At 72.0% G+C, this 23,171-nt stretch carries 19 protein-coding genes; 9 read left to right on the forward strand and 10 right to left on the reverse strand.

Going from position 1 to position 23,171, the window contains the following annotated elements; genetic code table 11:
• Nucleotides 1-53: 53 nt before the first annotated feature.
• Together AB0P24_RS14110 and AB0P24_RS14115 are read right to left on the reverse strand one after the other, a co-directional pair.
• Entirely contained in the window at nucleotides 54-1,223 is a 1,170-nt protein-coding gene (locus AB0P24_RS14110; protein ID WP_365793591.1) for a low temperature requirement protein A, read from the reverse strand.
• A 126-nt stretch (nucleotides 1,224-1,349) separates the two neighbouring features.
• A complete protein-coding gene (locus AB0P24_RS14115) occupies nucleotides 1,350-2,210 on the reverse strand; it encodes a hypothetical protein (RefSeq protein ID WP_365793593.1) in 861 nt (286 codons plus the stop codon).
• 246 nt (nucleotides 2,211-2,456) lie between these two features.
• Here AB0P24_RS14115 and AB0P24_RS14120 point away from each other — a divergent pair, with 246 nt between their 5' ends.
• The 3 genes from AB0P24_RS14120 (at nucleotide 2,457) to AB0P24_RS14130 (ending at nucleotide 6,160) form a co-directional block, all read left to right on the forward strand.
• Nucleotides 2,457-3,374, forward strand: a complete 918-nt coding sequence (locus AB0P24_RS14120) for an LAETG motif-containing sortase-dependent surface protein (RefSeq protein WP_365793595.1) — start codon at nucleotides 2,457-2,459, stop codon at nucleotides 3,372-3,374.
• Between the two features lie 185 nt (nucleotides 3,375-3,559).
• Entirely contained in the window at nucleotides 3,560-4,348 is a 789-nt protein-coding gene (locus AB0P24_RS14125; protein ID WP_365793597.1) for an SDR family oxidoreductase, read from the forward strand.
• Between the two features lie 231 nt (nucleotides 4,349-4,579).
• Nucleotides 4,580-6,160 (forward strand): sodium:solute symporter family protein, encoded by a 1,581-nt coding sequence (locus AB0P24_RS14130; RefSeq protein ID WP_365793599.1) that lies wholly within the window; start codon nucleotides 4,580-4,582, stop codon nucleotides 6,158-6,160.
• 140 nt (nucleotides 6,161-6,300) lie between these two features.
• Here AB0P24_RS14130 and AB0P24_RS14135 read toward each other — a convergent pair whose 3' ends face one another.
• Together AB0P24_RS14135 and AB0P24_RS14140 are read right to left on the reverse strand one after the other, a co-directional pair.
• The gene (locus AB0P24_RS14135; protein WP_365793601.1) at nucleotides 6,301-7,419 is read right to left on the reverse strand and encodes an ADP-ribosylglycohydrolase family protein; all 1,119 of its coding nucleotides are present in this window, start codon (nucleotides 7,417-7,419) and stop codon (nucleotides 6,301-6,303) included.
• A gap of 161 nt (nucleotides 7,420-7,580) precedes the next feature.
• On the reverse strand, nucleotides 7,581-8,192 hold the full coding sequence (locus AB0P24_RS14140) for a TetR/AcrR family transcriptional regulator (RefSeq protein ID WP_365793603.1): 612 nt from the start codon (nucleotides 8,190-8,192) through the stop codon (nucleotides 7,581-7,583).
• A 136-nt stretch (nucleotides 8,193-8,328) separates the two neighbouring features.
• On the opposite strand from AB0P24_RS14140, the gene AB0P24_RS14145 reads away from it, so the two are divergent.
• A complete protein-coding gene (locus tag AB0P24_RS14145; RefSeq protein WP_365793605.1) occupies nucleotides 8,329-9,555 on the forward strand; it encodes an MFS transporter in 1,227 nt (408 codons plus the stop codon).
• Nucleotides 9,556-9,665: 110 nt separating this feature from the next.
• A complete protein-coding gene (locus AB0P24_RS14150) occupies nucleotides 9,666-10,616 on the forward strand; it encodes an alpha/beta hydrolase (protein ID WP_365793607.1) in 951 nt (316 codons plus the stop codon).
• A 48-nt stretch (nucleotides 10,617-10,664) separates the two neighbouring features.
• On the opposite strand, the gene AB0P24_RS14155 is transcribed toward AB0P24_RS14150, so the two are convergent.
• Nucleotides 10,665-11,384 carry a helix-turn-helix domain-containing protein gene (locus tag AB0P24_RS14155; protein WP_365793609.1) on the reverse strand — a complete coding sequence of 240 codons (720 nt, stop codon included), beginning with the start codon at nucleotides 11,382-11,384 and terminating at the stop codon, nucleotides 10,665-10,667.
• A gap of 297 nt (nucleotides 11,385-11,681) precedes the next feature.
• Nucleotides 11,682-12,122, reverse strand: coding sequence for an ATP-binding protein (locus AB0P24_RS14160; protein WP_365793611.1), 441 nt, complete (start codon nucleotides 12,120-12,122; stop codon nucleotides 11,682-11,684).
• Nucleotides 12,123-12,235: 113 nt separating this feature from the next.
• Here AB0P24_RS14160 and AB0P24_RS14165 point away from each other — a divergent pair, with 113 nt between their 5' ends.
• On the forward strand, nucleotides 12,236-13,048 hold the full coding sequence (locus AB0P24_RS14165) for a helix-turn-helix transcriptional regulator (protein WP_365793613.1): 813 nt from the start codon (nucleotides 12,236-12,238) through the stop codon (nucleotides 13,046-13,048).
• The gene (locus AB0P24_RS14170; protein ID WP_365793615.1) at nucleotides 13,045-13,257 is read left to right on the forward strand and encodes a DUF397 domain-containing protein; all 213 of its coding nucleotides are present in this window, start codon (nucleotides 13,045-13,047) and stop codon (nucleotides 13,255-13,257) included. Before AB0P24_RS14165 ends, AB0P24_RS14170 begins: the two co-directional genes overlap by 4 nt.
• Before the next feature lie 117 nt (nucleotides 13,258-13,374).
• Here the strand turns inward: AB0P24_RS14170 and AB0P24_RS14175 are convergent, their stop codons facing one another.
• Entirely contained in the window at nucleotides 13,375-15,741 is a 2,367-nt protein-coding gene (locus AB0P24_RS14175) for a tetratricopeptide repeat protein (protein ID WP_365793617.1), read from the reverse strand.
• Nucleotides 15,742-15,864: 123 nt separating this feature from the next.
• On the opposite strand from AB0P24_RS14175, the gene AB0P24_RS14180 reads away from it, so the two are divergent.
• A complete protein-coding gene (locus AB0P24_RS14180; RefSeq protein WP_365793619.1) occupies nucleotides 15,865-17,577 on the forward strand; it encodes an ATP-binding cassette domain-containing protein in 1,713 nt (570 codons plus the stop codon).
• Nucleotides 17,578-17,643: 66 nt separating this feature from the next.
• On the opposite strand, the gene AB0P24_RS14185 is transcribed toward AB0P24_RS14180, so the two are convergent.
• Entirely contained in the window at nucleotides 17,644-19,098 is a 1,455-nt protein-coding gene (locus tag AB0P24_RS14185; RefSeq protein WP_365793621.1) for an aminotransferase class V-fold PLP-dependent enzyme, read from the reverse strand.
• 162 nt (nucleotides 19,099-19,260) lie between these two features.
• On the opposite strand from AB0P24_RS14185, the gene AB0P24_RS14190 reads away from it, so the two are divergent.
• The gene (locus AB0P24_RS14190; protein ID WP_365793623.1) at nucleotides 19,261-19,761 is read left to right on the forward strand and encodes a DUF2165 domain-containing protein; all 501 of its coding nucleotides are present in this window, start codon (nucleotides 19,261-19,263) and stop codon (nucleotides 19,759-19,761) included.
• Between the two features lie 16 nt (nucleotides 19,762-19,777).
• Here the strand turns inward: AB0P24_RS14190 and AB0P24_RS14195 are convergent, their stop codons facing one another.
• Together AB0P24_RS14195 and AB0P24_RS14200 are read right to left on the reverse strand one after the other, a co-directional pair.
• Nucleotides 19,778-20,347, reverse strand: a complete 570-nt coding sequence (locus AB0P24_RS14195) for a hypothetical protein (RefSeq protein WP_365793625.1) — start codon at nucleotides 20,345-20,347, stop codon at nucleotides 19,778-19,780.
• A 98-nt stretch (nucleotides 20,348-20,445) separates the two neighbouring features.
• Nucleotides 20,446-23,058, reverse strand: a complete 2,613-nt coding sequence (locus AB0P24_RS14200; protein WP_365793627.1) for a bifunctional FO biosynthesis protein CofGH — start codon at nucleotides 23,056-23,058, stop codon at nucleotides 20,446-20,448.
• Nucleotides 23,059-23,171: the final 113 nt, after the last annotated feature.

Here is a 23,171-nt window from a genome sequence, read left to right on the forward strand (position 1 = left end):
GGAGGGCGTCCGGCACTGCCCCAGATCCGTCGGCCTACTACGTCAGGTCGCCGTCAGCTCGTACCGAACGCCCGGTTGCGCAGGATCAGCGGCACCTGCCGCCCGGAGCTGATCAGCCAGTGCTCCACCGCGTTGACCAGCAGGAGCAGCACGGTGGTGACGGCGAGGGTCGCCACGCCCGGCAGCCGCCACACCGGCAGGGCGAGGACGAGCAGGGCGAGACCGCAGTAGAAGCGGGTGGCGGACGCGGCGCCGAACATGCGGCGCCGGGTGTAGCAGAACGCCAGCATGAAGAGGGCGGCGCCGGACGGCAGCAGGGCGGCGCTCAGCCCGTCCGGCGTGTGCAGGGGGGAACGGACGGTGCGGGTGGCGCCGACGGAGACCAGCAACAGGCCGACGACCAGCACCAGATGGCCGTAGCTGAGCACGTCGCGGACGACGACGGACGGGGTCGGATGGGTGCGCAGGGCATGTGCGACGGCCGAGGCCACCAGGTGGAAGTAGAGCCACCACAGGGCGCAGCCGACCAGGAAGGCGAGGACGAGGGCGGTCAGTTCGGCCGGCGCGAGCGGGCCGGTGGCGGCGCCGGCGCCGACGGCGAAGACGTTCTCCCCGAGGGCGATCATGACGAACAGGCCGAACCGCTCGGGCAGATGGTTGACGCCGAACGCCAACTGGCGCAGGTGGCCACCGAGTACGAGGGGCGCGGCGATCTCGGCGATCACGGCGCAGGCCCAGCAGACCTCACGCCAGGGCGGCGGGGCGGTGGCGCTGGCGAACAGGACCAGGGCGAAGGCGAGTCCGGCCCGGTAGGGGTGGATCGTGTAGAGGGCGCACTCCCGGCGGATCGCCTCGCCGATCAGCAGGCGCAGGGCGAGATAGCTTCCGGAGTACAGCAGCGCCGCTTCCCGGTTCTCCAGGGCGAGCGGGGCGGCCACCGCCATGCCGTAGACGGTGAGCGCGGTCAGCAGCAGGAACACCCGTTGCAGGTTGGTCTCGTGCACGGCGTTCATCGCCATGACCACGTCCACCCAGGCCCACCAGAGCGGGACCAGCACGAGCAGGCATTCGCCCAGCACCGGCCAGCTCGGGTGCGCGGCGACCGGGTGGGCGACCTGGCTCACGCCGAACGCGAGGACCAGGTCGAAGAAGAGTTCCGCCCAGGTGGTGCGCTCACGCGCCGAGGCGGCGGGAGGGGTCGTCGCTGCGGTTGCGTCGGTCATCCCTGTATGGGGACACGGCCCCCGCCCGCCGCCCGCGCGCCGTGGAAGTCCGGCGCGTACTGCGGGAAGTCACGGCCCCGGATGTCCTAACTCGGCCACCGGGGCGGCCGGTTCACGTCACCTGGTTCAGCGCAGCTCCGCGACGTACCGGTCGGTGCCCGGCACGGTCGGTATGAACGGCGCCACCAGCTCCACCCGGCCGAGCCCCGAGGCGGCGACGTCCTCGTCCAGGCCGGTGAAGCGCGCGTCCCAACAGTCCCTCGGGTCGGCCTCCAGGAACCACAGCAGGGTCAGCCGGGTGTCGACCCCCTCGACCTGCTTCACGTACGTCATCCGGTCCCCGGGGAGCGGGGTCGGCCGGAAGACGGTCACCATGGCGGCCGGCGAACCCGCCAGCCTCTTCGGCAGGTGCCGCCCGCGCAACCACTCCACCAGTTCGGCCCGTTGCCCGGCCGACTCGCTGTCGACGACCTCGACCACCAGCCCCGCGTAGGGATGGTCGAGGGCGTGGAAGTCGCGCGGCCCGGCGGCCCCGTCCCGGTACACGGTCGCCTCGTGGTCCTGGAACGCCGTGAAGACGTGGGTCCGGTCCTGGTAGACGCGGGCGTCCCGGTTCAGCCGCCGGTTGATGGCGACCGTCCACTTCATGTGGTCGGCGTAGCGGCCGTCGGTGATCCAGTACGTGGAGATGTAGCAGCCCGCGGTCACCGGCTGGGCGACGGCCGACTTCTCGGGGTAGCGCAGGAGTTGCAGGTCGCGGGTGGCGACCCAGCGGCGTCCGGCGTACATCCAGGGCATGGCCATCGCGCCCGCGTAGTAGTGGTCGTCCTCGTACCAGCGGTTGTACGCGTACTCGTGCCCGGGGTGCGGTTCGACCATGGTGATGAGGGCGTGGCCCGGCCGGACGCCGTACGGCCCCACGGCGGCCAGTTCCGCGTAGACCTGACTGCGTGTGTCGTTCTCTGTGTGCGTCGAGTCGCCTGTCATGACTCCGGTGTAGCTGACTGTGCGTCAGATTACGAGAGGGCGGCGGAGCCGGCCGACGGTGCGGGAGAGGTTGTTCAATTCGCAAGAGATTGACGGGCGTCGACAAGCTGGCGAGAATGCGGATCGCCTCACTGCGACCACAGTGAGTGAAGTGACGCCAGGGTTGAGCTACGCCGCCTTCCGCCGGCCTGTGTACACCCCTCGCACACGACCACCTCCCACACCTAGTTTCCGCAAGGGCACATCTTGACGCGCTTCTCACGCCCCAGAACGTCGGCCGTCCTCGCCGCAACCGCTTTCCTCGCCGCCGCGCCCCTCGCCGGGGCCACGACCGCGAGCGCCTCCTCCGCGAGCGGCTGCCAGACGGCCACCGTGCAGTACCGCATCGTCGACGCCGACGGAAAGCCGGTCGGCGCCGACTGGACCTCCCAGGGCGGCTTCCACCAGTGGGACACCGCTCCCGGCACGGTCGAGGTGCGCCTGGCCCCCGGGCAGAGCGTCGGCGCCGGCTGCACGTACCCGGTGTCGCTGGCCGAGTACACCACCGAGGGCTCCAACTGGTACACCTCCGGCCACCAGACGCTCGTCGACCACGCCACGGTGTACCTCACCGCCGACGACGTCGCCGGCGGCGACGACGCCAAGCGGACCTGGCAGAAGCTGGCCGTGAAAAGCCCCGACTGCTTCGGGCAGATCGACCTGTACGGCGACGACGTCATCTACGACGGCAAGCCGGGGGACGGGCACGGCCCCGCCCCCTACGAACCCGGCAACGTCGTCACCCCGTACCACCTCATAGCCGCCTGGAACGGCGGCGACAAGGCGTGCACCCCCGCCCAGCCGGAGTCCCCCACGCCCTCCGCGTCGACGCCGGCCAGCCAGCCGCCCGCCCCGGAGACCTCCGCGCCGGCCACCCCGACGCCCTCCACCCCCGCCACCTCCACCCCGCCCGCCTCCTCCTCCACCCCGCCCACCACGTCCCACGTCCCCCCGATGAAGTCGCCGCCGCCCACCACCCCGGCCCCCTCCCCCAGCACCAGCACCCCGCCGCTGGCCGAGACCGGCGCCAGCTCCTCGACGCCCCTGATCGCCGGCGGCGCCGCCCTGGTGATCGCGCTCGGCGCCGGCACGCTCTACGCCACCCGCCGGACCCGTCGCTCCTGACCCTCCCCGTGTGGCCCTGAACATCCGCAGCCTCCCCGTGAGGCCGTGAACATCCGCCGGCTCCGCCCCCCCCGGGGCGGAGCCAGCGCCGTTGGGGCCGGGCCGCACCTGACCCCTTCCACCCTCCCGCGCTCACCCCTAACCTGACGGACCGTCAGGCAAGTGGCAGAGCCGGGAGGTCAGTTATGTCACCACTGGAGGGCAGGACCGTCGTCGTCTCGGGGGTCGGCGCCGGGCTCGGCCATCAGGTCGCGGCGGCCGTCGTACGGGACGGCGGGAACGCCGTGCTGGGCGCGCGGACCGAGGCGAACCTCGCGAAGAGCGCGGCCGGGATCGACCCGGAGGGCACCCGGACCGCGTACCGGGCCACCGACATCACCGACGAGGGCCAGTGCGAGGCACTGGCGGAGCTGGCCCGGGAGCGGTTCGGCGGGATCGACGCGGTGGTCCATGTCGCCGCCTGGGACTCCTACTTCGGCGGGGTCGAGGACGCGGACTTCGCCACCTGGGCCTCGGTGATCGACGTGAACCTGCTGGGCACGCTGCGGATGACCCGGGCGTGCCTGCCGGCCCTGAAGACGGCGGGCGGCGGCTCGGTCGTCTTCATCGGCACCCAGTCCGCCGTCGCCGCGCCCTCGCAGGTCAAGCAGGCCGCGTACGCCGCCTCCAAGGGCGCGCTGACCAGCGCGATGTACTCGCTGGCGCGGGAGCTGGGGCCGTACCGGATCCGGGTCAACACCGTGCTGCCCGGCTGGATGTGGGGGCCGCCGGTGCAGGCGTACGTCCAGTTCACCGCGCACACGGAAGGGGTGCCGGAGGACGAGGTGCTGGGCCGGCTGACCGGGCGGATGGCGCTGCCGGACCTGGCGACGGACGGGGACGTGGCGGACGCGGCGGTGTTCCTGGCGTCGGACCGGGCGCGGGCCATCACGGGCCAGTCGCTGCTGGTCAACGCGGGGGAGCTGATGCACTGAGGGGGTCGGTTCCCGGCCATTGGGCCGACCATCGCATCGTTCATACTCGTGAACCAAGGTCAGGAAGACGAACGATTTTACTTTGCCTTGACCCTACGCCCGCTTGTCGTGCCCGCGTAACGGAACCCACGATGAGCGGGCACTTCGCGGCCTTCCCCGTCCCCGCTCCGCTTATGCGAAGTGCCAGCCAGCTGAGCGGAGTTCAGTAGGCGGACCCTGGAAGGGGGGCGCATGAACGGGCTCGACTGGGCCGTGCTCATCGGCTACTTCGGTGTGATGGTCGCGATCGGCATCTGGTCACACAAACGCGTGGACAACGTCAGCGACTTCTTCACCGCGGGCGGCAAGATGCCCTGGTGGCTGTCCGGCATCTCGCACCACATGTCGGGCTACAGCGCGGTGATGTTCACCGGGTACGCGGGCATCGCCTACACCTACGGCGTGACCTCGTTCGTCACCTGGTCCTTCCCGATCGCCCTCGGCATCGCGATCGGCTCGAAACTCTTCGCCCCGCGCGTCAACCGGCTCCGCTCCCGCCTGCACGTGGCGTCCCCTCTCGAATACCTGAAGAACCGCTACAACCTCTCCACCCAGCAGGCGCTGGCCTGGTCCGGCATGCTGCTGAAGATCGTGGACGTGGCCGCCAAGTGGGCCGCGATCGCCACCCTGCTGTCGGTGTTCACCGGGGTCTCCCTCAACCAGGGCATCCTCATCACCGGCGCGATCACCGCCGTCTACTGCACGATCGGCGGCCTGTGGGCGGACGCGCTCACCGAGCTGGGCCAGTTCGCCATCCAGCTCCTGGCCGGCATCTCGATGTTCGTCGCCGTCGTCCTGAAGCTGAACGACAAGGGCATCGGCCTGTTCGACGCGTTCGGCCAGCCGGCCCTGCACGGCCACGGCAAGCCGCTGGTCGGCCCCTACGGCACGGTCTTCCTCCTGGCCTTCCTCTTCATCAAGCTCTTCGAGTACAACGGCGGCATGCTCAACCAGGCCCAGCGCTACATGGCGACGGGCAGCCCCAGGGAGGCCGAGCGCAGCGCCCGCCTGTCCGCCGCCCTCTGGCTGGTCTGGCCGGTCGTCCTCTTCTTCCCCATGTGGATCTCCCCCCTCCTGGTCCACGCCCAGAAGCCGGACGGCTCCGACTCCTACGGCCTGATGACCGAACAGCTCCTCCCGCACGGTCTGCTGGGCCTGGTCATCGTCGGGTTCTTCTCCCACACGATGGCGATGTGCTCCTCCGACGCCAACGCGATCGCGGCCGTCTTCACCCGTGACGTGGCGCCGGTCCTCTCGCAGCGGGCGCGGGCCTGGAACGAACGCTCGGGCCTGATCGCGGCCCGCGTCACCACGGTCGTCTTCCTCGGCCTGTCCATGACGGTGGCCACCCAGGTCAACTCCCCCACCTTCAAGGACATCATCACCATCGTCATCAAGTGGGTGGCCGGCCTGATGGGCCCGATCGCGATCCCGATGATGCTGGGTCTGCTCCGCCCCTTCCGCCGCTCCGGCCCGACGGCCGCGCTCACCAGCTGGGCGGCGGGCCTGTTCGCCTTCTGGCTGGTGAACTACCCGATCAACTGGAACGTCGAGGGCGGCGTCCCGCTCCAGTACCAGGTGTCGATCCCCCTCGCCGTCTCCCTCGTCCTCTACGTCCTCATCGGCTACCTGAAGCCGGAGGACACCCCGGAACGCCTGGCGATCATCGAGAGCGTCAACACGGACGGCGACGGAATGTCGGCGGCCGCGGTGCCCGCCGGGGCCGGAGCCGGAGCCGGAGCCGGAGCCGGGGACAGCGTGCCGACGCAGTAGGCGGCACGGGGTGAGGCCGTGGGGCGGCGGCGGAACGGCGGGAGCTGAGCGCGCCCAACCGGCGCCGGCCGCACACCAACCACGGCCCGCGCCGCACACCAACCACGGCCCGCGCCGCGCCCCTTCCGGGGCGCTGCCGCTCAGCCACTCCGCGGATACCGCGCCAGCCACCCCGGAGCCGCACCCGCCGGGCTGTGCAGCGCCGGCCCCTGGGTCATCTCCATCGCGAAGTCGTCGGCCAGCTCCAGGATCGTCGGACGGCCCTCCAGTTCGGCCACCCAGGCCGGCGGGAGGGCCGTCTCGCCGTGCAGGGCGCCGAGGAGGCCGCCGGTGAGGGCGCCGGCGACGGCGGAGGGCCCGGCCTGGTTGACGGCGAGACACAGCCCGTGCCGTACGTCCGCGCCGACGAGCGCGCAGTACACCGCGGCGGCGAGCGTCCCGTCCGCCGCCCCGTCCCCCGTCAGCTCCTCGACCCGCGCCGGGGAGGGCATCCCCTGCCGTACGGCCCCGAGCGCGTGCTGCAACGCGTCCGAGACGGGCTGATGCCCCGGCCGGGTGGCGAGCAGGGCGAGGGCCTGCTGGACCGACCCGTCGAGGGACTGGCCGCGCGCCAGCCCGTGCACGATCACGGCGTACGCGCCCGCCGACAGACAGGCGGTCGGATGCCCGTGCGTCTGCGCCGAGCACTCCACGGCCAGCTGTACGACGAGCTGCGGCTCCCAGCCGACGAGCAGCCCGAACGGAGCGGACCTGGCGACGGCCTCGGGCCCCATGTCGTCCGGGTTCTTCGGCGACTCCAGGGTCCCCATCTTCTTGTCCCCGAGCCCGAGCAGCAGCGACCGGGTCGGCTCCCGTCGCGCGTACAGCCACTCCTCCCGGGCCAGCCACCCGTCCTCCGCGCGCCGCTCGTCCGGCCCCCAGTCCCACTGGGTGGCCGCCCACCGCAGATAGGCCCGGTGCAGGTCGGTGGGCGGATGCCAGGCCCCCGTGTCCCTCCTCACCTGGGCTCTTATCAACCCGTCCACGGTGAAGAGAGTCAGCTGCGTGTGATGAGTGACGGTCCCGCGCCGTCCGTACCCGATCCCGAGGTCGACCAGCCCCTCGGGCCCGTAGGCCGCCTGGATCTCCTCCAGCGTCAGCCCGTCCACGGGCCCGCCGAGCGCGTCCCCCACGGCGCTGCCGAGGAGCGTCCCCCGCACCCGGCTCCGGAAGTCCTGCTGCTCGGTACGGCCCCAGACGGCACCCGACGTCACACTCACCACCATGACCTCCTCACGGGCACCGTCCGTACATACGAGCGCTCAGCACTGTATTCGACCGGGCACGGTCCGTTCAGGGGGCAGTTAGGTATGCGAAGTGTGGGTTGTGTGGCCCCGGGTGACCCGGTTTCGGCCAGGTGGGCCGGGCGGGCAGGGGACGGTCAGCCCTGAGCGGCGTCCGCCGATGCCGCCCTGCTGAGGGTGTCAGCCACCGTTGCGCAGGCGAGCCGGGCCACGGAGCGCAGCTCGGCGTCCGAAGCGCCGGCACGGCTCAGTACGGCCAGCGACTGGTTGACGGCGACAACGAATGTGGCGAGTTCGTCGAGCGTCCGGGGGTCGGCCGAGGAGTCCGCCAGTGCTGTGCGTACCCGTTGGCGCTGCTGGTCGAGCAGGCCGCGCACCTGGGTCCTGTTCTCCTCCTTCAGAGTCGGTGACTGCGCGGCGGACTGCGCGACGAGGCACCCCACGGGGACCGACGGGTCGGCGATACGGCTCAGGACGACGTCGAAGAACGCCTCGACCGCGCGTACCGGCTCACCGGGGTACGCCGTCAGCGCCTGCTCGTACTGCGCGCCGTAGATCCGCGCGTAGCGGTCGAGGCACTGGCCGAACAGGGCGTCCTTGGTGCCGAAGGCACCGTAGAGGGAGCCGCGGCCGAGTCCGGTGGCGGACCCGAGGGCATCGAGTGAGGCGTCCGCGTATCCGCGCTGCCAGAACACCCGCATGGCCTGGTCCAACGCCACACCGACGTCGAACTGCTTCCGGCCCGACATGGCGCGCACCTCCCGTTTCACGACTCCGCCGCAAGCCTACCCGCATCTTGGACCGATCGGTCACAACATCTTTGACCGATCGATCCAAGATGGCTAGCGTGAGGAACGGCGGTTCCCTCACCCGAAAGGCCGCACGATGATCAACGATGTCGCGCCAGACGTCCGCACCCACGTCGTTCCGCCCGTCCACGGGCGCCGGGCGCGCGCCGGGTTCTGGCTCGTGGCCGCGGTCTACACCCTCGTCATGCTGGGCGGGACGCTGCCGATTCCGCTGTACGCGTTCTGGGCGCCGCAGATGGGCTTCGGGCCCTTCACCACCACGCTGGTCTTCGCCGTCTACGCCTTGGGGACGGTGCTCGCGCTGATGGTGTTCGCGTCGCTCTCCGACCGCGCGGGCCGCCGTCCCCTCCTGGCCGCCGCTCTCCTGGCCGCGGCGGCGAGCACCGTGCTGTTCCTCGTCGCCCGCGATGTCGCGACCCTCCTGGCGGCACGGTTCCTGTGCGGCCTGAGCACCGGCGTCTTCACCGCCACGGCGACCGCGGCGCTGGGTGAGCTCGCCGGAGCCGAGCACACCCGACGGGCGTCGACCGTCTCCACGGTGTCGAACATGGGCGGACTGGGACTGGGCGCCATCGCCGCCGGCCTGTTCGCGCAGTACGGGGCGGATCCCACCCATCTGGTGTTCTGGGTCTACCTCGTCGGCCTGATCCCGGCGTTCCTGGCCGTCGTCGTCACCCCCGAGACCGTCATGGCCCGGCAGCGCCCCGCGTTGTCCGTTCGCCGTCCCGCCGTTCCCGACCGGGGGACGGGGCGGACCGAGTTCCTGCGGGCGGCCGCGGCCGTCCTCGCCGCCTTCGCGGTCAGCGGACTGTTCTCGTCGTTGGTGCCTTCCTTCCTCCGCGAACAGCTGCACGTCCACAACGTCGCGGCGGTCGGCGCACAGGTCGGGCTGCTGTTCCTCGTCGCCCTGGTCGCGCAGGTGGCCGTCCCGGAGCGGTGGATCTCCGGGCGCTGGCCGGCGCCGGCGTTCCTCATGGCGGGCGTCGTGGTGTTCGAGACCGGCCTGTGGGCACGGTCACTGCCCACGTTCGCCGCCGGAACACTTCTGGCGGGTGCCGGCATCGGCCTGGTCTTCCGCGGCGGCGTCGGCGTCGCCCAGCGGCTCGCCGATCCGCTGCGCAGGGCGGATCTGCTCGCCACGTACTTCCTGGCCGCCTACACGGGCACGATCGTGCCCACGCTGGCCCTCGGGCTCCTCGACCAGATGATCAACCAGGACGTCGCGACCCTGCTCCTCGCCGTCACGGTCGTAGCGACCACCCTCGCCGGCGCGCTGCGCCGCCCCGCCGCCGCCACCGCCTGAGCGAGAGCCGCGCCGCGCCGCGCCGGGTGGCACCGCCCCGCCTCCGCCCACTCCATGAAACCCCGTCAGCCACTGCCAATCACTGCCAACCACTGCCGCAAAGGATGACCGTGAGTCTGTCGTCGACCCACCTGCCCACGCCCGAAGGCCCCGGTTCCGTCTCCGGGGCGGCCGGCCTCCCGGCCCGGTTCACCGACACCTTCACCAGCCGGTACGTAGATACCGGGGAGCTGCGCCTGCACGCCGTCACCGGCGGCGAAGGACCCGCGCTGCTGCTGCTCGCGGGCTGGCCGCAGACCTGGTACGCCTGGCGCCTCCTGATGCCCGCGCTGGCCCGGGACTTCCACGTCGTCGCGGTCGATCCGCGCGGTGTCGGACTGTCCGGCAAACCCCTGGACGGGTACGACACCGGCACGCTCGCAGGCGACTTGGTGGCGCTGATGGACGCACTCGGGCATCAGCGCTTCGCCATGGTCGGTCACGACGTCGGGATGTGGACCGGCTATGCCCTGGCCGCGGATCACCCTGACCGGCTCGAACGCCTGGCCGTCGCCGAGGCCGCGATCCCGGGACTTTCCCCGACGCCACCTCTTTTCGGCAGCCAGGAGGCCAACGACCGCCTCTGGCACTTCGCCTTCAACCGCCTCACCGGCGTCAACGAACAGTTGGTCAGCGGACGGGAACATCTCTACTTCGGCCACCAGTTCGCAACGAAATCCGCGAAGCCACTGCCCGACCACGCCGTCCGGTACTACGTCGACATCCTCGCCGCCGACCCGGAAGCCCTGCGATCCAGCTTCGAGTTCTACCGCGCACTCGACACGACCATCGAACAGAACCAGCGGCGCAGGACTCGACGGCTGTCCCTTCCCGTCTTGGCGATCGGGGGTGCGGAGAACCTGGGCGCATCGGTCGGCGCGACGATGAAGCTTGCCGCCGACGACGTGGAGGGCCTTGTCATCCCCGAGTGCGGCCACTACCCAGCCGAGGAAGCCCCGGAGGCGATGCTGTCGGCGCTGACCGCGTTCCTGGCGCCGTACCGTGACAGGCCGACCGCGTAAGAGCTCGCGCGGACAGGCGGTGTGGGGAGCCGTCCGTCTGCGTGACCCCTAAGCCACCGCACCGAGCGCACGGCAGTCCCGGCACCGTCCCGGCACCGGGGCGCGGAACGGGCGGTCGCAGCCGTCGCAGTCCTGCCAGGGGTCCGGACGACGGGCGGGCGCGGAAGGGGACGCGACCGGGAGCGGCACGGGTGGGGGCAGGAGGCTGGTGAGGCGGTGCGCGAGGAAGGCCGCAGGGTGCTTGATCGGGTCCTGGGGCAGGCCGGTCGTCAGCGCGCGCTCCACGGCCGTCGCCGGAACGCCCCGCTCCAGCCACTCGGAGACCTCGGGCACCAGCCGCCGTACGTCACGTTCGGAGAGCAGGAGGCGGGAGTCGTAGGTGCGCAGGCGGGTGAGGAGGGCGGCGGCAGGGGCCGGGGCCTTCGGGGCGGACGCCTTCGGTGGAGCCGGGGGTCCGGGGACCGAAGCCGGTGCGGTCCGCCCCTTGCCGGGCTTGTTGTACGAGGTCGTCCGGGTCGTCACCTGTCCCGATTGAAGACGCTCCCTGGCACGCGTGAGGTATCCGTGTTCCTCCAGCTCCCGCAACGCTGCGGCGATCCGGATCTCCCCCTCGGGGAACTTCGCGGCCAGCGTCTTGATCCCGATCGGCGCCCCGGCGGGCAGCGACTGGATGTGCGCCGCGAGACCGATGGCCATCAGCGACAACTCGGGGTGCTGGAGGAGGTGATTGCCGACCACGGTGAAGTTCTCGGTGTGGGGTTCGTTCACGTGAATCACACCGGAGTGGGAATGCCGGGTCTTGGCGGACTTGGGCGCGCTAGGCTGCTGAGCAGTCATTGGGAAGCCTCTGTCTCTTCCTCGATGATCAGGCCCTCGCAGTGGGATGGCAGTCCCCGCGAGGGCCGAAGCATGTGTGGGCTTGTCGCCGCAGACGCTGCCGCACAACTGCCCCGCCGCGCCAGTTGAGTTCGGCATATTCACTCCGGCGGGTGATCGACGGGGACGGTAGGGGCGGGTTGGGTTCTTTCCCCGGTTCTTTGGTCTTTGACGTCGGGAACCACCGGGTCATGGGGCGTCGCGACCCGGTGCCCCCAGCTCCGCCCAGACGACCTTGCAGCCGGCGGGTGCCTCGTCCACGCCCCAACGGTCGGCGTACGCCGCCACGATCAGCAGGCCCCGCCCCGATTCCGCGTCGCCGGACACCGGATCGTGGAGGCGCGGGACGCGGTCGCCCCGGGCGTCGGTCACCTCGACACGGAGCGTGCGGTCGGCGAGCAGCCGTAGCCCCAGCCGGAAGTCCCGCCCCGCCACACGTCCGTGCAGCACCGCGTTCGACGCCAGCTCGGCCACGACCTGCGTCGCCGCCTCCGCGAACCGGAGCCCCCAGTCGTCGAGTTGGCGTTCCGTGAGCAGCCGCGCGAGTCGAGCGCCCCTTCGAGTGGCGGACAACTGCACCGTGAAGTGGTGTGCGGGGGCCAGGACTTCCGGGAGGGATTTCTGGGTCATGTCACCCAGCGTGCTCGCCTCTCCCTACTCTGACTAGTGATGAACCAGGCACAGAGCGTGACTGTCCGGGCGTCGGTCGGTGCCGTACGGGTCGTACGTCGGAAGGGGCGGGTGTGGAGGACGAGGAGGCCGAGGCCGTACTCAGGGCGGTCGGGCGGCAGATCAAGGTGTGGCGGGAGGCCGCCGGGCTGCGGCAGGGCGAACTCGGGACCGCCATCGGCTACAGCGAGGAGATGGTCTCGGCCGTGGAACGGGCCCGCCGGATCCCCAAGCCCGACTTCCTGGAGAAGGCCGACGAGGCGCTGGGGGCGGACGGGAAGCTCGCGTTCATGAAGGAGGACGTGGAGCGGGCCCGGTATCCGAAGAAGGTCCGGGATCTGGCGAAGCTGGAGGACGAGGCGGTCGAGCTCGGGGCCTACGCCAACCACAACATGCACGGCCTGCTCCAGACAGAGGAGTACGCGAGGGCGCTGTTCGCCATGCGCCGACCCGCGTATCCGGAGGATGAGCTCGGACGTCAGGTCGCCGCGCGCATGGCACGCCGCCGCGTCTTCGAGCGGGTTCCCCCGCCCCTCCTGACCTTTGTCCAGGAAGAGGTGACACTGCGTCGGCCGATCGGGGGCAGAATGGTGCTACGCCAGCAGCTCGAACACCTGCTGGCACTTGGCAAGTTGAGGAACGTGGAAATCCAGGTGATGCCCACGGACCGCGAGGACCACGCCGGCATGGGCGGTCCGATCCGACTGCTCAAGCTCCAGGACGGCAAGACCCTCGGGCACTCGGAAGCCCAGCTGCACAGTCGTGTGATCAGTGATCCTCGGGAAGTCCAGATCATGGATATGCGCTATGGAATGATCCGGGCGCAGGCTCTCCCGCCCCGGGAGTCACTGGCCTTCATCGAGAAAGTGCTGGGAGAGGAAACATGACCCCCAACGCGCTGAACTGGTTCAAGAGCAGCTACAGCAGCAACGACGGCCCCGACTGCGTCGAGGTGGCCATATCCCCCCTCACCACCACCGTCCACGTCCGCGACTCCAAGGACAAGGCAGGCGCACGCCTCGCATTCGGGGAGGTCTCGTGGGCGGCCTTCGTCTGCGGTGTCGGTCCGGCGGGCGCTGCACGTCCCCGCGTATGACCTGCTTGAGCTCCGCCGGCCCTTGCCGGTAGGGCCGCGTCGCCAGCCGGCCGTCCTCGGACTCGGCGTCGAAGTCACGGCTGGCGCGAGTACGAGCGCCCCGGAGGCAGGTCCAGTTCACGCGTCCGCCATGCGCTGAAGGATCACGGCCCGGTGTTCCAGGGCCCAGGGATAGTCCGGGTTCAGCGCGAGGGCGCGGTCCAGCTCGGCGAGGCCCTCTTCGTGACGGCCCAGGTTGGACAGGGACACGCCGCGGCTGGCGTACGCGTACGCGTAGTCGGGGTCGAGTTCAAGGGCGCGGTCGTAGTCGGCCAGGGCCTCCTCGTCGCGGCCGGCGACGCGCAGGGCTTCGCCGCGTTCGCAGCGGCCCCAGGCCCAGTCGGGCTGTAGGGCGAGGGCGCGGTCGAGGTCGGCGAGGCGGCGGGCCTGGTCGCCGAGGCCGCGCCAGACACGGCCGCGGCGGGCCAGGGCCCAGGCGTAGTCCGGCTTGAGTCCCAGCGCGTGGTCGAAGTCGGCCAGGGCCGCGTCGAGATCGCCGTGGCGTTCGTGGGCGGCGCCTCGGGAGGCCCAGGCGAACTCGCTGGTGGGGTTGCGGCTGATCCCCTCGCTGAGGTCGGCCACCGCTTCGTCGTGGTGGCCGGCCAGCCGGTGGTGCTCGCCGCGCAGGATGACGTTCCACGGGTTGTCCGGCTCCAGTTCCAGCACCCGGTCGAGGTCGGCGAGCGCGCCCTCGTAGTCGCCCGTCCCGCCCCGGGTGACGGCCCGGCCGCGGTGGGCCCGCACCAGGGCCGGATCCAGGGCGAGGGCGCGGCCGTAGTCCTCCAGGGCCTGCTCGTGCGCGCCGTCCCGGACAAGCGCGTCGGCGCGCAGCGCCCATGCCGTCGCCCGCCACGGCTCGTCGCCCCGGGCCCGGCCGAGCAGCAGCCGGAGCAGTCCGGCGAGCCCGTCTCCGGCGAGCGCCTCGGAGAGGTCCGCGCCCCAGGTCCGTACGGCCTCGGCGTCCGCGTCCTCGCCCGCCTCGGCCAGGAGCCGCACCCAGGGCCGTACCGCGTCGTCGCCGTAGACGCAGGCGGTGACGAGGTCGGCGAGCACGGCCGGCAGCGCGGCGCGGGGTCTCGCGCACAGCAGGTGGTACGACTCGCCGAGCCGCAGCTCCCGCCACTCCTCGTCCGTCCACGGCTCCTCGGGCCGCAGGTCGGCTTCGGCCTCCGCGCGCCGCCGGCCGTACGCGTCGGCGAGCCGGGTGTGCCGCTCGGTCCAGTTCCGGGGCGAGCGCAGCCGCTGCAACCGGAGCATCGGCGCCCGGACCACGTCGTGGTAGCTCATCCGGCCGCCGCGCTCGCTGACGAACGGCATGCCCCGCAGCCAGGCGAAGAGCGCGTCCGCCTGCTCCTCGGGGCCGTCCACGGCCGAGCGGAACACGTCCTCGTCGAGCCGTCGGGGCAGCGCGCCGGCCAGCGCGGCCGCTCGGCGTACGGGGTCCCGCTCCCACTTCAGGAAGCGGTCCACCGCGGTGGCGCTCGGATCCCCCACCTCCGCGGGGCCGACGGGCCCGGACTCGGCCAGGGTGGAGACGAGCACCGGCAGCCCGCCCGTCAGCCGCAGCACCTCCGCGACCACCGGCTCGTCCCGTACTCCCTTGTCGGCGAGCAGCCCCCGGGCCTCCGCCTCCGTGAACGGGCCGAGCGGCAGGTCCGTCCTGAAGTCCGCGAAGCTGCCCCAGCGGGCGGTGTCGAAGGGGTGCTGGCCGGAGGTGACCACGACGACGTTGGCGGGGAGGGCGCCGTACCGGTCGGTGGTCATCACGTCGTGCAGCCAGGGGTCGAGGAACGGGCCGGTGCGCTCGTAGGTGTCGAGGAGGAGGACGACCCAGGGGGCGGCGTCGGCCGCGCCCGCCAGCTCCGTCAGCAGCACGGGGGTGAGTATCCGCTCGGGAGACAGCACCAGCTGGACGTCCTCCTGGCTGCGGAAGCGGGCCCGGAGCCGGTCGGCGCCCTCGGCGAGCCGTTCGGCGTCCAGGGCGACGGCGAACGCGCCGGCCACCGGGACCATCCCCAGCCCCACCTGCGCCGCCCGCGCCACCGCCAGGCTCCCCGCCGACGGCCCCTCCCTCTCCTCCGCTCCGCCCAGCACCAGGGCGGACTCCGCCTCGTGCCGCCGCTCCCGGTGGGTGGCCAGCAACCGCTCCAGTTCCTTGAACCGCCGCCCCTGCGCCGCGAACTGACGGGCCATCGCCGCCATCGCCTCGGGCAGAGCGGCCACGCCCTCGTCGACGTACGCGGTCAGCGCCCCGGCCTCCCTGGCGATCTGCTCCAACTCCCGTACCAGGCGGGTCTTCCCGACGCCCGCGGCACCGTGCACATGGAAGAGGAAGCGATGCCGCTCGTCCTCGGGCGGCAGACCGAGGTTCCGCCGGAACGCGGCCCGCTCCTCGACCCGCCCGACGAACCCGGCCCTCCGGCGTCGCCCGATCAGTTCCTGCATCGACGGCCGTGTCGGCCCCATCCGCTGCACCCCCGTAACCGCTCAGCCCGCAGTCTGGCAGAGGACCCGGCATCAGGGCATCGGCGACTGCCGGGTCCGGTGCTCACCTGACATGCTGCCCCCATGCCGACACCGCCCCCGCGCCCGCCCGCGTCCGTCGAGGCCCCCGCCCCCGGCCCCACCGTCAACGGCCTGCGCCTGCGCGCACGTCGGGTGAGCCGGGAGGTGCGTGGGGGCGGCCGAATACTGAACGGCGTGTCGGTCGATGTCGCTCCGGGGCGGCTCACGGTGATCGCCGGGAGCAGCGGGGCGGGCAAGACCGTGCTGTTGCAGACGCTGGCGGGGCTGACCGTGCCGAGCGAGGGCGAGGTGCTGCACGACGGGGTGCGGCCCGGGCCGCCGGGGCCGGACTTCGGGTTCGTTCCGCAGGAGGACATCATCCACCGCGAACTGCCGCTGCGCCGCACGCTGGTGTACGCGGCGGGCCTGCGGATGGCTCCGGGTACGGCCGCCGGGACCGTGCTGGAAACCGTCGACCGGGTGCTGGACACCCTCGGCCTGGCGGAGCGGGCGCGGACTCCCGTGCGCGCGCTGAGCGGCGGTGAACGCAAACGGGCCAGTATCGCGGTCGAGTTGCTCACCCGGCCCAGAGTGCTCTTCCTCGACGAGCCGACGTCCGGGCTCGACCCGGTCACGGGCGCGGCCCTGCTGCGCACCCTGCGGTCGCTGGCCGAGGACGGCACCACCGTCGTGCTGACCACGCATGTCCTCGCCGATCTGCTCCGCGCCGATCAGGTGGTGTTCCTCTCCGCCGGTGGCGAGGTCGCGTACGCGGGCGAACCGGCCGGGCTGTACGAGGCCTTCGGGGTCGGCACCGTGGAGGAGGTGTACGAGGCGGTGGCGGGCGGTGCGCGCGTCGAACCGGTCGTGGCGGAGGAGCCGACGAGTGCTGATGTCGCGTCACGAGCCGCACAAGTCAGTCGTGTTGGCGTCCTGCGTCAGTGGGCGCTGCTGACCCGGCGCGGTACCGCGCTGATGCTGCACAACCGCCTCTCGGTCGCCGTCCTGGCGGGGTCGCCGGTGATGATCGTGGCGATGTTCGCGGTGCTGTTCCGCGCCGGAGCGTTCGATCCGGCGGCCCCGGATCCGGGCTCGTCGGCGATGATCATGTTCTGGATCGCGTTCGGCGCGTTCTTCTTCGGGCTGACGTACGGCCTGCTCCAGATCTGCACCGAGCTGGCGGTCCTGCGTCGCGAATGGCTCGCGGGACTGCGGATCGGCCCGTACGTCGCCTCGAAGCTGACGACCATGCTGCCGGTGCTCGCGGTCGCGGACGCGCTGCTGCTGGTCGTGCTGCGCGCTCTGGACCGGCTGCCCGCGGCGGGCTGGGACACGTACGGATCCCTGTTCGTGTCGAGTGTGCTGGCCTCGGCCGCCGCCCTCGCGCTGGGGCTGCTCGCGTCGGCGGCGGTGTCCGAGCCCGGGCAGGCGACGCTGATGCTGCCGTTGCTCTGCTTCCCCCAGGTGCTGTTCTCGGGCGCCTTCGTGCCGGTGCCCCGGATGACGGTGGCCGGGAAGGCGATCAGCTGGGCGATGACCAACCGCTGGGCGTTCGAGGCGCTGGGCAGCGGGGTGGGGCTGGAGCCGTTGTGGCGGGCGGGCCGCTCGCCGCTCGGTCCGCCGCTGCTGGCGTCGTACGGGGATTCGTTCGGGCATCCGGCGAGCCGCGGGTGGCTGGTCCTGGCCGCCTTCGCGCTGGTGTTCCTGGCCTGGACGTGGCTGATTCTGGTGCGCAAGTGCCGGGACGGTGCGGCGCGGAGCCGGGCGGGGCGGTGATCCACGGGCCGGTGATCCGCGGGCCGGTGGTCCGCGGGCCGCTGATCCGCGTCGGGTGCCCCGGGGTCAGCAGCTCTCCCGCGCGGCCAGCCCGGTCACCCCCGGTACCCGGTCCCGGTAGGTCTCCGTGAGGAAGGCCAGGAACGTCTCGATGTCCCTGGGCTGGGACGACACGCCCAGGGAGACCCGGACGGCGCCGGCCGACGGCAGTTGGAGCAGCTCCAGGTACTCGTCCAGGGAGCCCACTTGCCGGTCGGCCGCCGAGCGCAGCCGGGACAGGGGCAGGTCGAACGCCTCCTCTCCGGCGCCCGGATTGCAGAAGCAGCCCGTGCGCAGGGATATGCCGTGTGCGGCGCTGTCGCGCGTGACGACGCGTTCGTCGACGATCCGGCCGTCCGCCCCGAGGACGTTCAGCGCGACCGTGCCGCCGCGGTTCACGCCGACGCCCTCCGCGCCGTCCCCGCCCTCCGCGCCGTCCGCGCCGTACACCCGGACCAGCGGGGAGCCGTCGCTGTGTCGTAACGCCCGCAGCCCGGTGAGCAGTTGGCCGGTGAGGCGAGTGACGTGGGCGTGTATGCGGGGCATGCCGATGCCGTCGATCCAGGCGAGTCCGGCGGTCACGTCCGGCAGGGAGAGGAAGTTGACCGTGCCGTCCTCGAAGGCGGCCTCGTCGGCGGCGAGGACGTGCCACTGGGCCTGGGCGCTGACGGCGTAGATGGTGCCGCCCGAGAACCAGGGGCGGCGCAGCCTGGCGAGGGCCGCGCGGCGGGCGATCAGGCTGCCGATGCCGGTGGGGTGCCCGAAGACCTTGTACCAGCTGACGGCTGTGAAGTCCGGATGGTGGCGGCTCAGGTCCAGGACGTTGGTCGGCGCGAAGGCCGCCGCGTCGAGGAGTACGTCGTAGCCGTGCGACCGGGCGGTGTCGATCCATTCCAGGGAATGCTGGACGCCGGTGAAGTTGCTCTGCGCCGGATAGGCGAGCAGGCCGCCGGCGCCGCGCCGCGGGCCGGACGGGGACAGGGCGGCGAGCAGTCGCGCCTCGTCGATGTGCAGGCCCGGTACGTACACGGTCGCGGCTCCGCGCGCCCGCGCGTACTCCCGCAGTCCGTTGACCGAGTTGTGGTTGTCGAGCGACATCACGAGCCTGCTGTCGCGGGTGAACGGGTAGGCCTCACCGACCAGGCGCAGGGCGCCGGTCGCGTTCGGGGTGAAGATCACGGCGTATTCGGCGGGGTCGGCGTTGAAGTGGCGGAGCACCGCCTGCCGGGCCTCGGCCAGCAGGAGTCCGGAGGCGCGGGAGGCCGGGCTCTCGGAGTGCGGGTTGCCGAACAGACCGCCGGTGATCCGGCGGGCGCTGCCCATGACGAGGGAGCGCGGGGGGAGTCCGGCGCCGGTGTGGTCGAGGTAGGTGTGGCCGCCCTCGTCGAGGTAGCCGAACTCGCGCGTCCGCAACTCCGCGAACTCGCCGCTGCCTTCCGCTCCGTCGCCGCGTATGCCTCCGATGGTGTCTGCCGTGTCCACGAGACCCCCTTCGCACTCCGCGCCCAGCACTTCACATTTCGCACGAAACCTCGACCCACGGTACCGGCGCGCGAGCGGTTCGCCGCGGCGGCACGACGTCAGGCGTGCTCGGCAACCGGTCAACAGGGGGTGTAAACGGCCGAGTTGGGGAAGGACGGTGACATGTCCACCTCCCACGCGCCCCGCGCGCTCTCGCTCGCCGCTGCCGTTCTCACCGGCACGGTCGCTCTCTACATCACCCTCGTCGCCTTCGGGAACATCACCGACTTCGGCACCAACCAGGCCTTCGTCCAGCATGTTCTGGCCATGGACACCACGTTCAAGGACGACGACCTGATGTGGCGGTCCATCACGGACAAGGGACTGGAGAACGCCGCCTACGTCGCCATCATCGGGTGGGAGACGCTGGCCGCGCTCGTGCTGATCGCCGGGACCTGGCTCTGGGTACGCCGCGACAACGTCCGCGCGCGGCGCGTCTCCACCTACGGCCTGCTGATGCTCGTGCTGCTCTTCGGCGCCGGGTTCATCGGGATCGGCGGCGAGTGGTTCTCCATGTGGCAGTCCAAGACCTGGAACGGTCTGGACGCCGCGACCCGGGTGCTGGTGCTCACCGGGCTCGCGCTCGTCGTCGTCCAGGTGAGCCCCTCGGACCGGGACGCCTAGGGCCGCCCGGGGCCCGCTACTTGACCACTGTCACCTTGGTGTCCGGCTCCGTGCCGAACGTCCACAGTGCCGCGCCGTCCGCCGTGCGCATCCGGATGCCGCTGGTCTGCTTGCCGGCGGCGGGCGGCGGGGAGGAGCCGTCGACCGCGTTGGAGAAGGCGACCGACAGCCCCGACTTGGACGCGAAGTAGAGAATGTGCTCGATCTGGACGCCGTCCGAGCCCGTCGTGGACGCCAGGGTCCTGGAGATCATGTAGGTGCCGGGGTCGGGAGAGACCGTCCCCGGCCACACCGTGAACGTGCGGGTCGCCTTGTCGCTCGCGTCGACCGTCCACACCCGCCTGGCACCGAGCGAGTAGACGATACGGCGGCCGGTGCCGGAGGCCGCCGGTACGTCGGGGGCCTTGGCCGGGGTCGGGGACGCGGAGGGGTGGGCGCCCGCCGACGCGCTCGCCGACGGGCGGACCGCCGCGGCCGTGGGGTGCGGCCCCTTGTCGGCCTGGACGGCGAGGAGGACGACGGCGACCGTCGCCCCGGCCGTCAGACCGGTGACCCAGACCCAGGAGGGCAGCAGTCGGGCAGCCACGGGTACGCATCTCCTCCGCTGTGAGCGCTATGAGGCCCCCTGCCTGTTCGCACAGGGTCGGATCATCGTACTGCCCGCTGCCCGCCCGGCCCGACCGCTCAGTCCAGCACCGGCAGCAGCTCCGGCAGGTGCCCGTCGGAGACCGCCGCCGCCCGCTGCCGCTCCTCGGTGACCGGCCCGTACAGCGTCGTGCGCGGCTTCGCCGGGCGCCCGGCGGCCTCGGCCACGGCGACCAGGTCACGGACCGACTTGTACGAGCCGTACGACGACCCCGCCATCCGCGAGATCGTCTCCTCCATGAGCGTGCCGCCCAGGTCGTTCGCGCCCGAGCGGAGCATCTCCGCCGCACCCTCCGTGCCCAGTTTCACCCAGCTTGTCTGGATGTTCGGGATGTGGGGGTGGAGAAGGAGACGGGCCATCGCCGTCACCGCCCGGTTGTCGCGCGTCGTCGGCCCCGGACGGGAGATGCCCGCCAGGTAGACGGGCGCGTTGGTGTGGATGAAGGGAAGCGTCACGAACTCCGTGAAGCCGCCCGTGCGCTGCTGGATGCCGGCCAGGGTGCGCAGGTGGCCCAGCCAGTGGCGGGGCTGGTCGACATGGCCGTACATCATGGTGGAGGAGGATCGGATGCCCAGCTCGTGGGCGGTGGTGACGACCTCGATCCAGGTGGCGGCGGGCAGCTTGCCCTTCGTCAGCACCCACCGCACCTCGTCGTCCAGGATCTCGGCGGCCGTCCCGGGGATGGTGTCGAGACCCGCTTCCTTCGCCGCCGTCAGCCACTCCCGGATCGACAGGCCGGTGCGGGTCGCGCCGTTCACCACCTCCATCGGCGAGAAGGCGTGCACGTGCATGCCGGGGACGCGTTCCTTCACCGCCTTCGCGATGTCGAAGTACGCCGTGCCGGGCAGGTCGGGGTGGATGCCGCCCTGCATGCAGACCTCGACCGCGCCGACCTCCCACGCCTGCTGGGCGCGGTCGGCAACCTGGTCCAGGGAGAGGGTGTAGGCGTCCGCGTCCGTGCGCCGTTGCGCGAAGGCGCAGAAACGGCAGCCGGTGTAGCAGACGTTGGTGAAGTTGATGTTGCGGGTGACGATGTAGGTGACGTCGTCGCCGACGGCCGACTTCCGTACGTCGTCGGCGATCCGCGTCAGCGCGTCCAGCGCCGGGCCGTCCGCGTGGAAGAGGGCGAGGGCCTCGGTGTCCGTCAGCTTCGTGGGGTCGTCGGCCGCGGTGGCCAGGGCCTGGCGGACGTCCGTGTCGATGCGCTCGGGAGCCATCCCGGGGGCCGCGGCCTCGCGCAGCGCGCCCCAGTCGCCGTACACCTCGTCGAAGTCGTCGCGCCGGCCGGTCCTGCGGCCCTCGGTGTCGATGGCGGTGTGCAGGTCGGTGCGGCCGGAGGCGTCGAAGACCTCCTCGGGCTCCTGCCAGGGATGCCCCTCGACCACCGCGTCCGGCACCGCCAGTCCGGTCCGGGGGTCGGCGAGCGCGGCCACGTGCGGGCGCAGCCGCGGGTCCAGCCAGGGCTCGCCGCGGCGGACGAACTCCGGGTACACGCAGAGACGTTCCCGCAGCTCGAAACCGGCGGCGCGCGACCTCGACTCCAGTTCCTCGATCTGCGGCCAGGGGCGTTCCGGGTTGACGTGGTCGATGGTCAGCGGGGAGACCCCGCCCCAGTCGTCGATCCCGGCCGCGATCAGCCGCTCGTACTCGCTGTCGACGAGGTTCGGCGGGGCCTGGATGTTGCCGGCGGGGCCCATGACGAGGCGGGCGACGGCGACCGCGGCGACCAGCTCGTCCAGTTCGGCGTCCGGCATGCCGCGCATCGCCGTGTCCGGCTTGGCGCGGAAGTTCTGGATGATCAGCTCCTGGACGCCGTGGTACGACCGCGCGACGCGCCGCAGCGCGAAGAGGGACTCGGCCCGCTCCTCGTACGTCTCGCCGATTCCGATCAGGATGCCGGAGGTGAAGGGGACGGAGGAACGGCCCGCGTCCTCCAGGACCCGCAGCCGGACGGCGGGTTCCTTGTCCGGGGAGCCGTGGTGCGGGCCGCCGGGCTCGGACCACAGCCGGGTGGCGGTCGTCTCCAGCATCATGCCCATCGAGGGGGCGACCGGCTTGAGCCGCTGGAAGTCGGTCCAGGACAACACGCCGGGGTTGAGATGCGGCAGCAGGCCGGTCTCCTCCAGGATGCGGACGGAGACGGCGCGGACGTAGGCGATCGTGTCGTCGTAACCGTGCGCGTCGAGCCACTCGCGCGCCTCGGGCCAGCGGTCCTCGGGCTTGTCGCCGAGGGTGATGAGGGCTTCCTTGCAGCCGAGGGCCGCACCCTTGCGGGCTACGTCGAGAACCTCGTCCGGGGACATGAACATCCCGTGCCCGGCCCGGCGGAGCTTGCCGGGGACGGTGACGAACGTGCAGTAGTGGCACTTGTCACGGCACAGGCGGGTGAGGGGGATGAAGACGCTCTTCGAGTACGTGATGACACCGGGACGGCCGGCCTCTTCCAGACCGGCGTCACGGACCCGGGCGGCGGACGCGGCGAGGTCGTCCAGGGCCGCGCCGCGCGCCTGGAGCAGAACGGCGGCCTCGGCGACGTCGAGAGCGACGCCGTCCCGGGCGCGTTTGAGGGCGCGACGCATGGAGTTCTCGGTGGGGCCGGTACCGCCGGGGCGGTCGGTGGGGCCGGTTCCGGGGGTCGCGGAAGTCGTCATTCCTTGAGCATACGTTCGGGTCGAGCGGGGCCATCGGGGCCGGTGCACGGGCGGCCCGGAAGGCAAGGGGGCGGGGGTACGCGGGCGGGGCGGAAGGCAACGGGGCAGGGGTG

It is taken from the genome of Streptomyces sp. NPDC086519 (assembly GCF_040686075.1).
Taxonomy (GTDB): domain Bacteria; phylum Actinomycetota; class Actinomycetes; order Streptomycetales; family Streptomycetaceae; genus Streptomyces; species Streptomyces shenzhenensis.

Coding starts and splice junctions, on each gene's coding strand:
- AB0P24_RS14110 (WP_365793591.1), bottom strand. CDS start 1,223: ATGACCGACGCAACCGCAGCGACGACCCCTCCCGCCGCCTCGGCGCGT.
- AB0P24_RS14115 (WP_365793593.1), bottom strand. CDS start 2,210: ATGACAGGCGACTCGACGCACACAGAGAACGACACACGCAGTCAGGTC.
- AB0P24_RS14125 (WP_365793597.1), top strand. CDS start 3,560: ATGTCACCACTGGAGGGCAGGACCGTCGTCGTCTCGGGGGTCGGCGCC.
- AB0P24_RS14130 (WP_365793599.1), top strand. CDS start 4,580: ATGAACGGGCTCGACTGGGCCGTGCTCATCGGCTACTTCGGTGTGATG.
- AB0P24_RS14140 (WP_365793603.1), bottom strand. CDS start 8,192: ATGTCGGGCCGGAAGCAGTTCGACGTCGGTGTGGCGTTGGACCAGGCC.
- AB0P24_RS14145 (WP_365793605.1), top strand. CDS start 8,329: ATGATCAACGATGTCGCGCCAGACGTCCGCACCCACGTCGTTCCGCCC.
- AB0P24_RS14160 (WP_365793611.1), bottom strand. CDS start 12,122: ATGACCCAGAAATCCCTCCCGGAAGTCCTGGCCCCCGCACACCACTTC.
- AB0P24_RS14170 (WP_365793615.1), top strand. CDS start 13,045: ATGACCCCCAACGCGCTGAACTGGTTCAAGAGCAGCTACAGCAGCAAC.
- AB0P24_RS14175 (WP_365793617.1), bottom strand. CDS start 15,741: ATGCAGGAACTGATCGGGCGACGCCGGAGGGCCGGGTTCGTCGGGCGG.
- AB0P24_RS14180 (WP_365793619.1), top strand. CDS start 15,865: ATGCCGACACCGCCCCCGCGCCCGCCCGCGTCCGTCGAGGCCCCCGCC.
- AB0P24_RS14190 (WP_365793623.1), top strand. CDS start 19,261: ATGTCCACCTCCCACGCGCCCCGCGCGCTCTCGCTCGCCGCTGCCGTT.
- AB0P24_RS14200 (WP_365793627.1), bottom strand. CDS start 23,058: ATGACGACTTCCGCGACCCCCGGAACCGGCCCCACCGACCGCCCCGGC.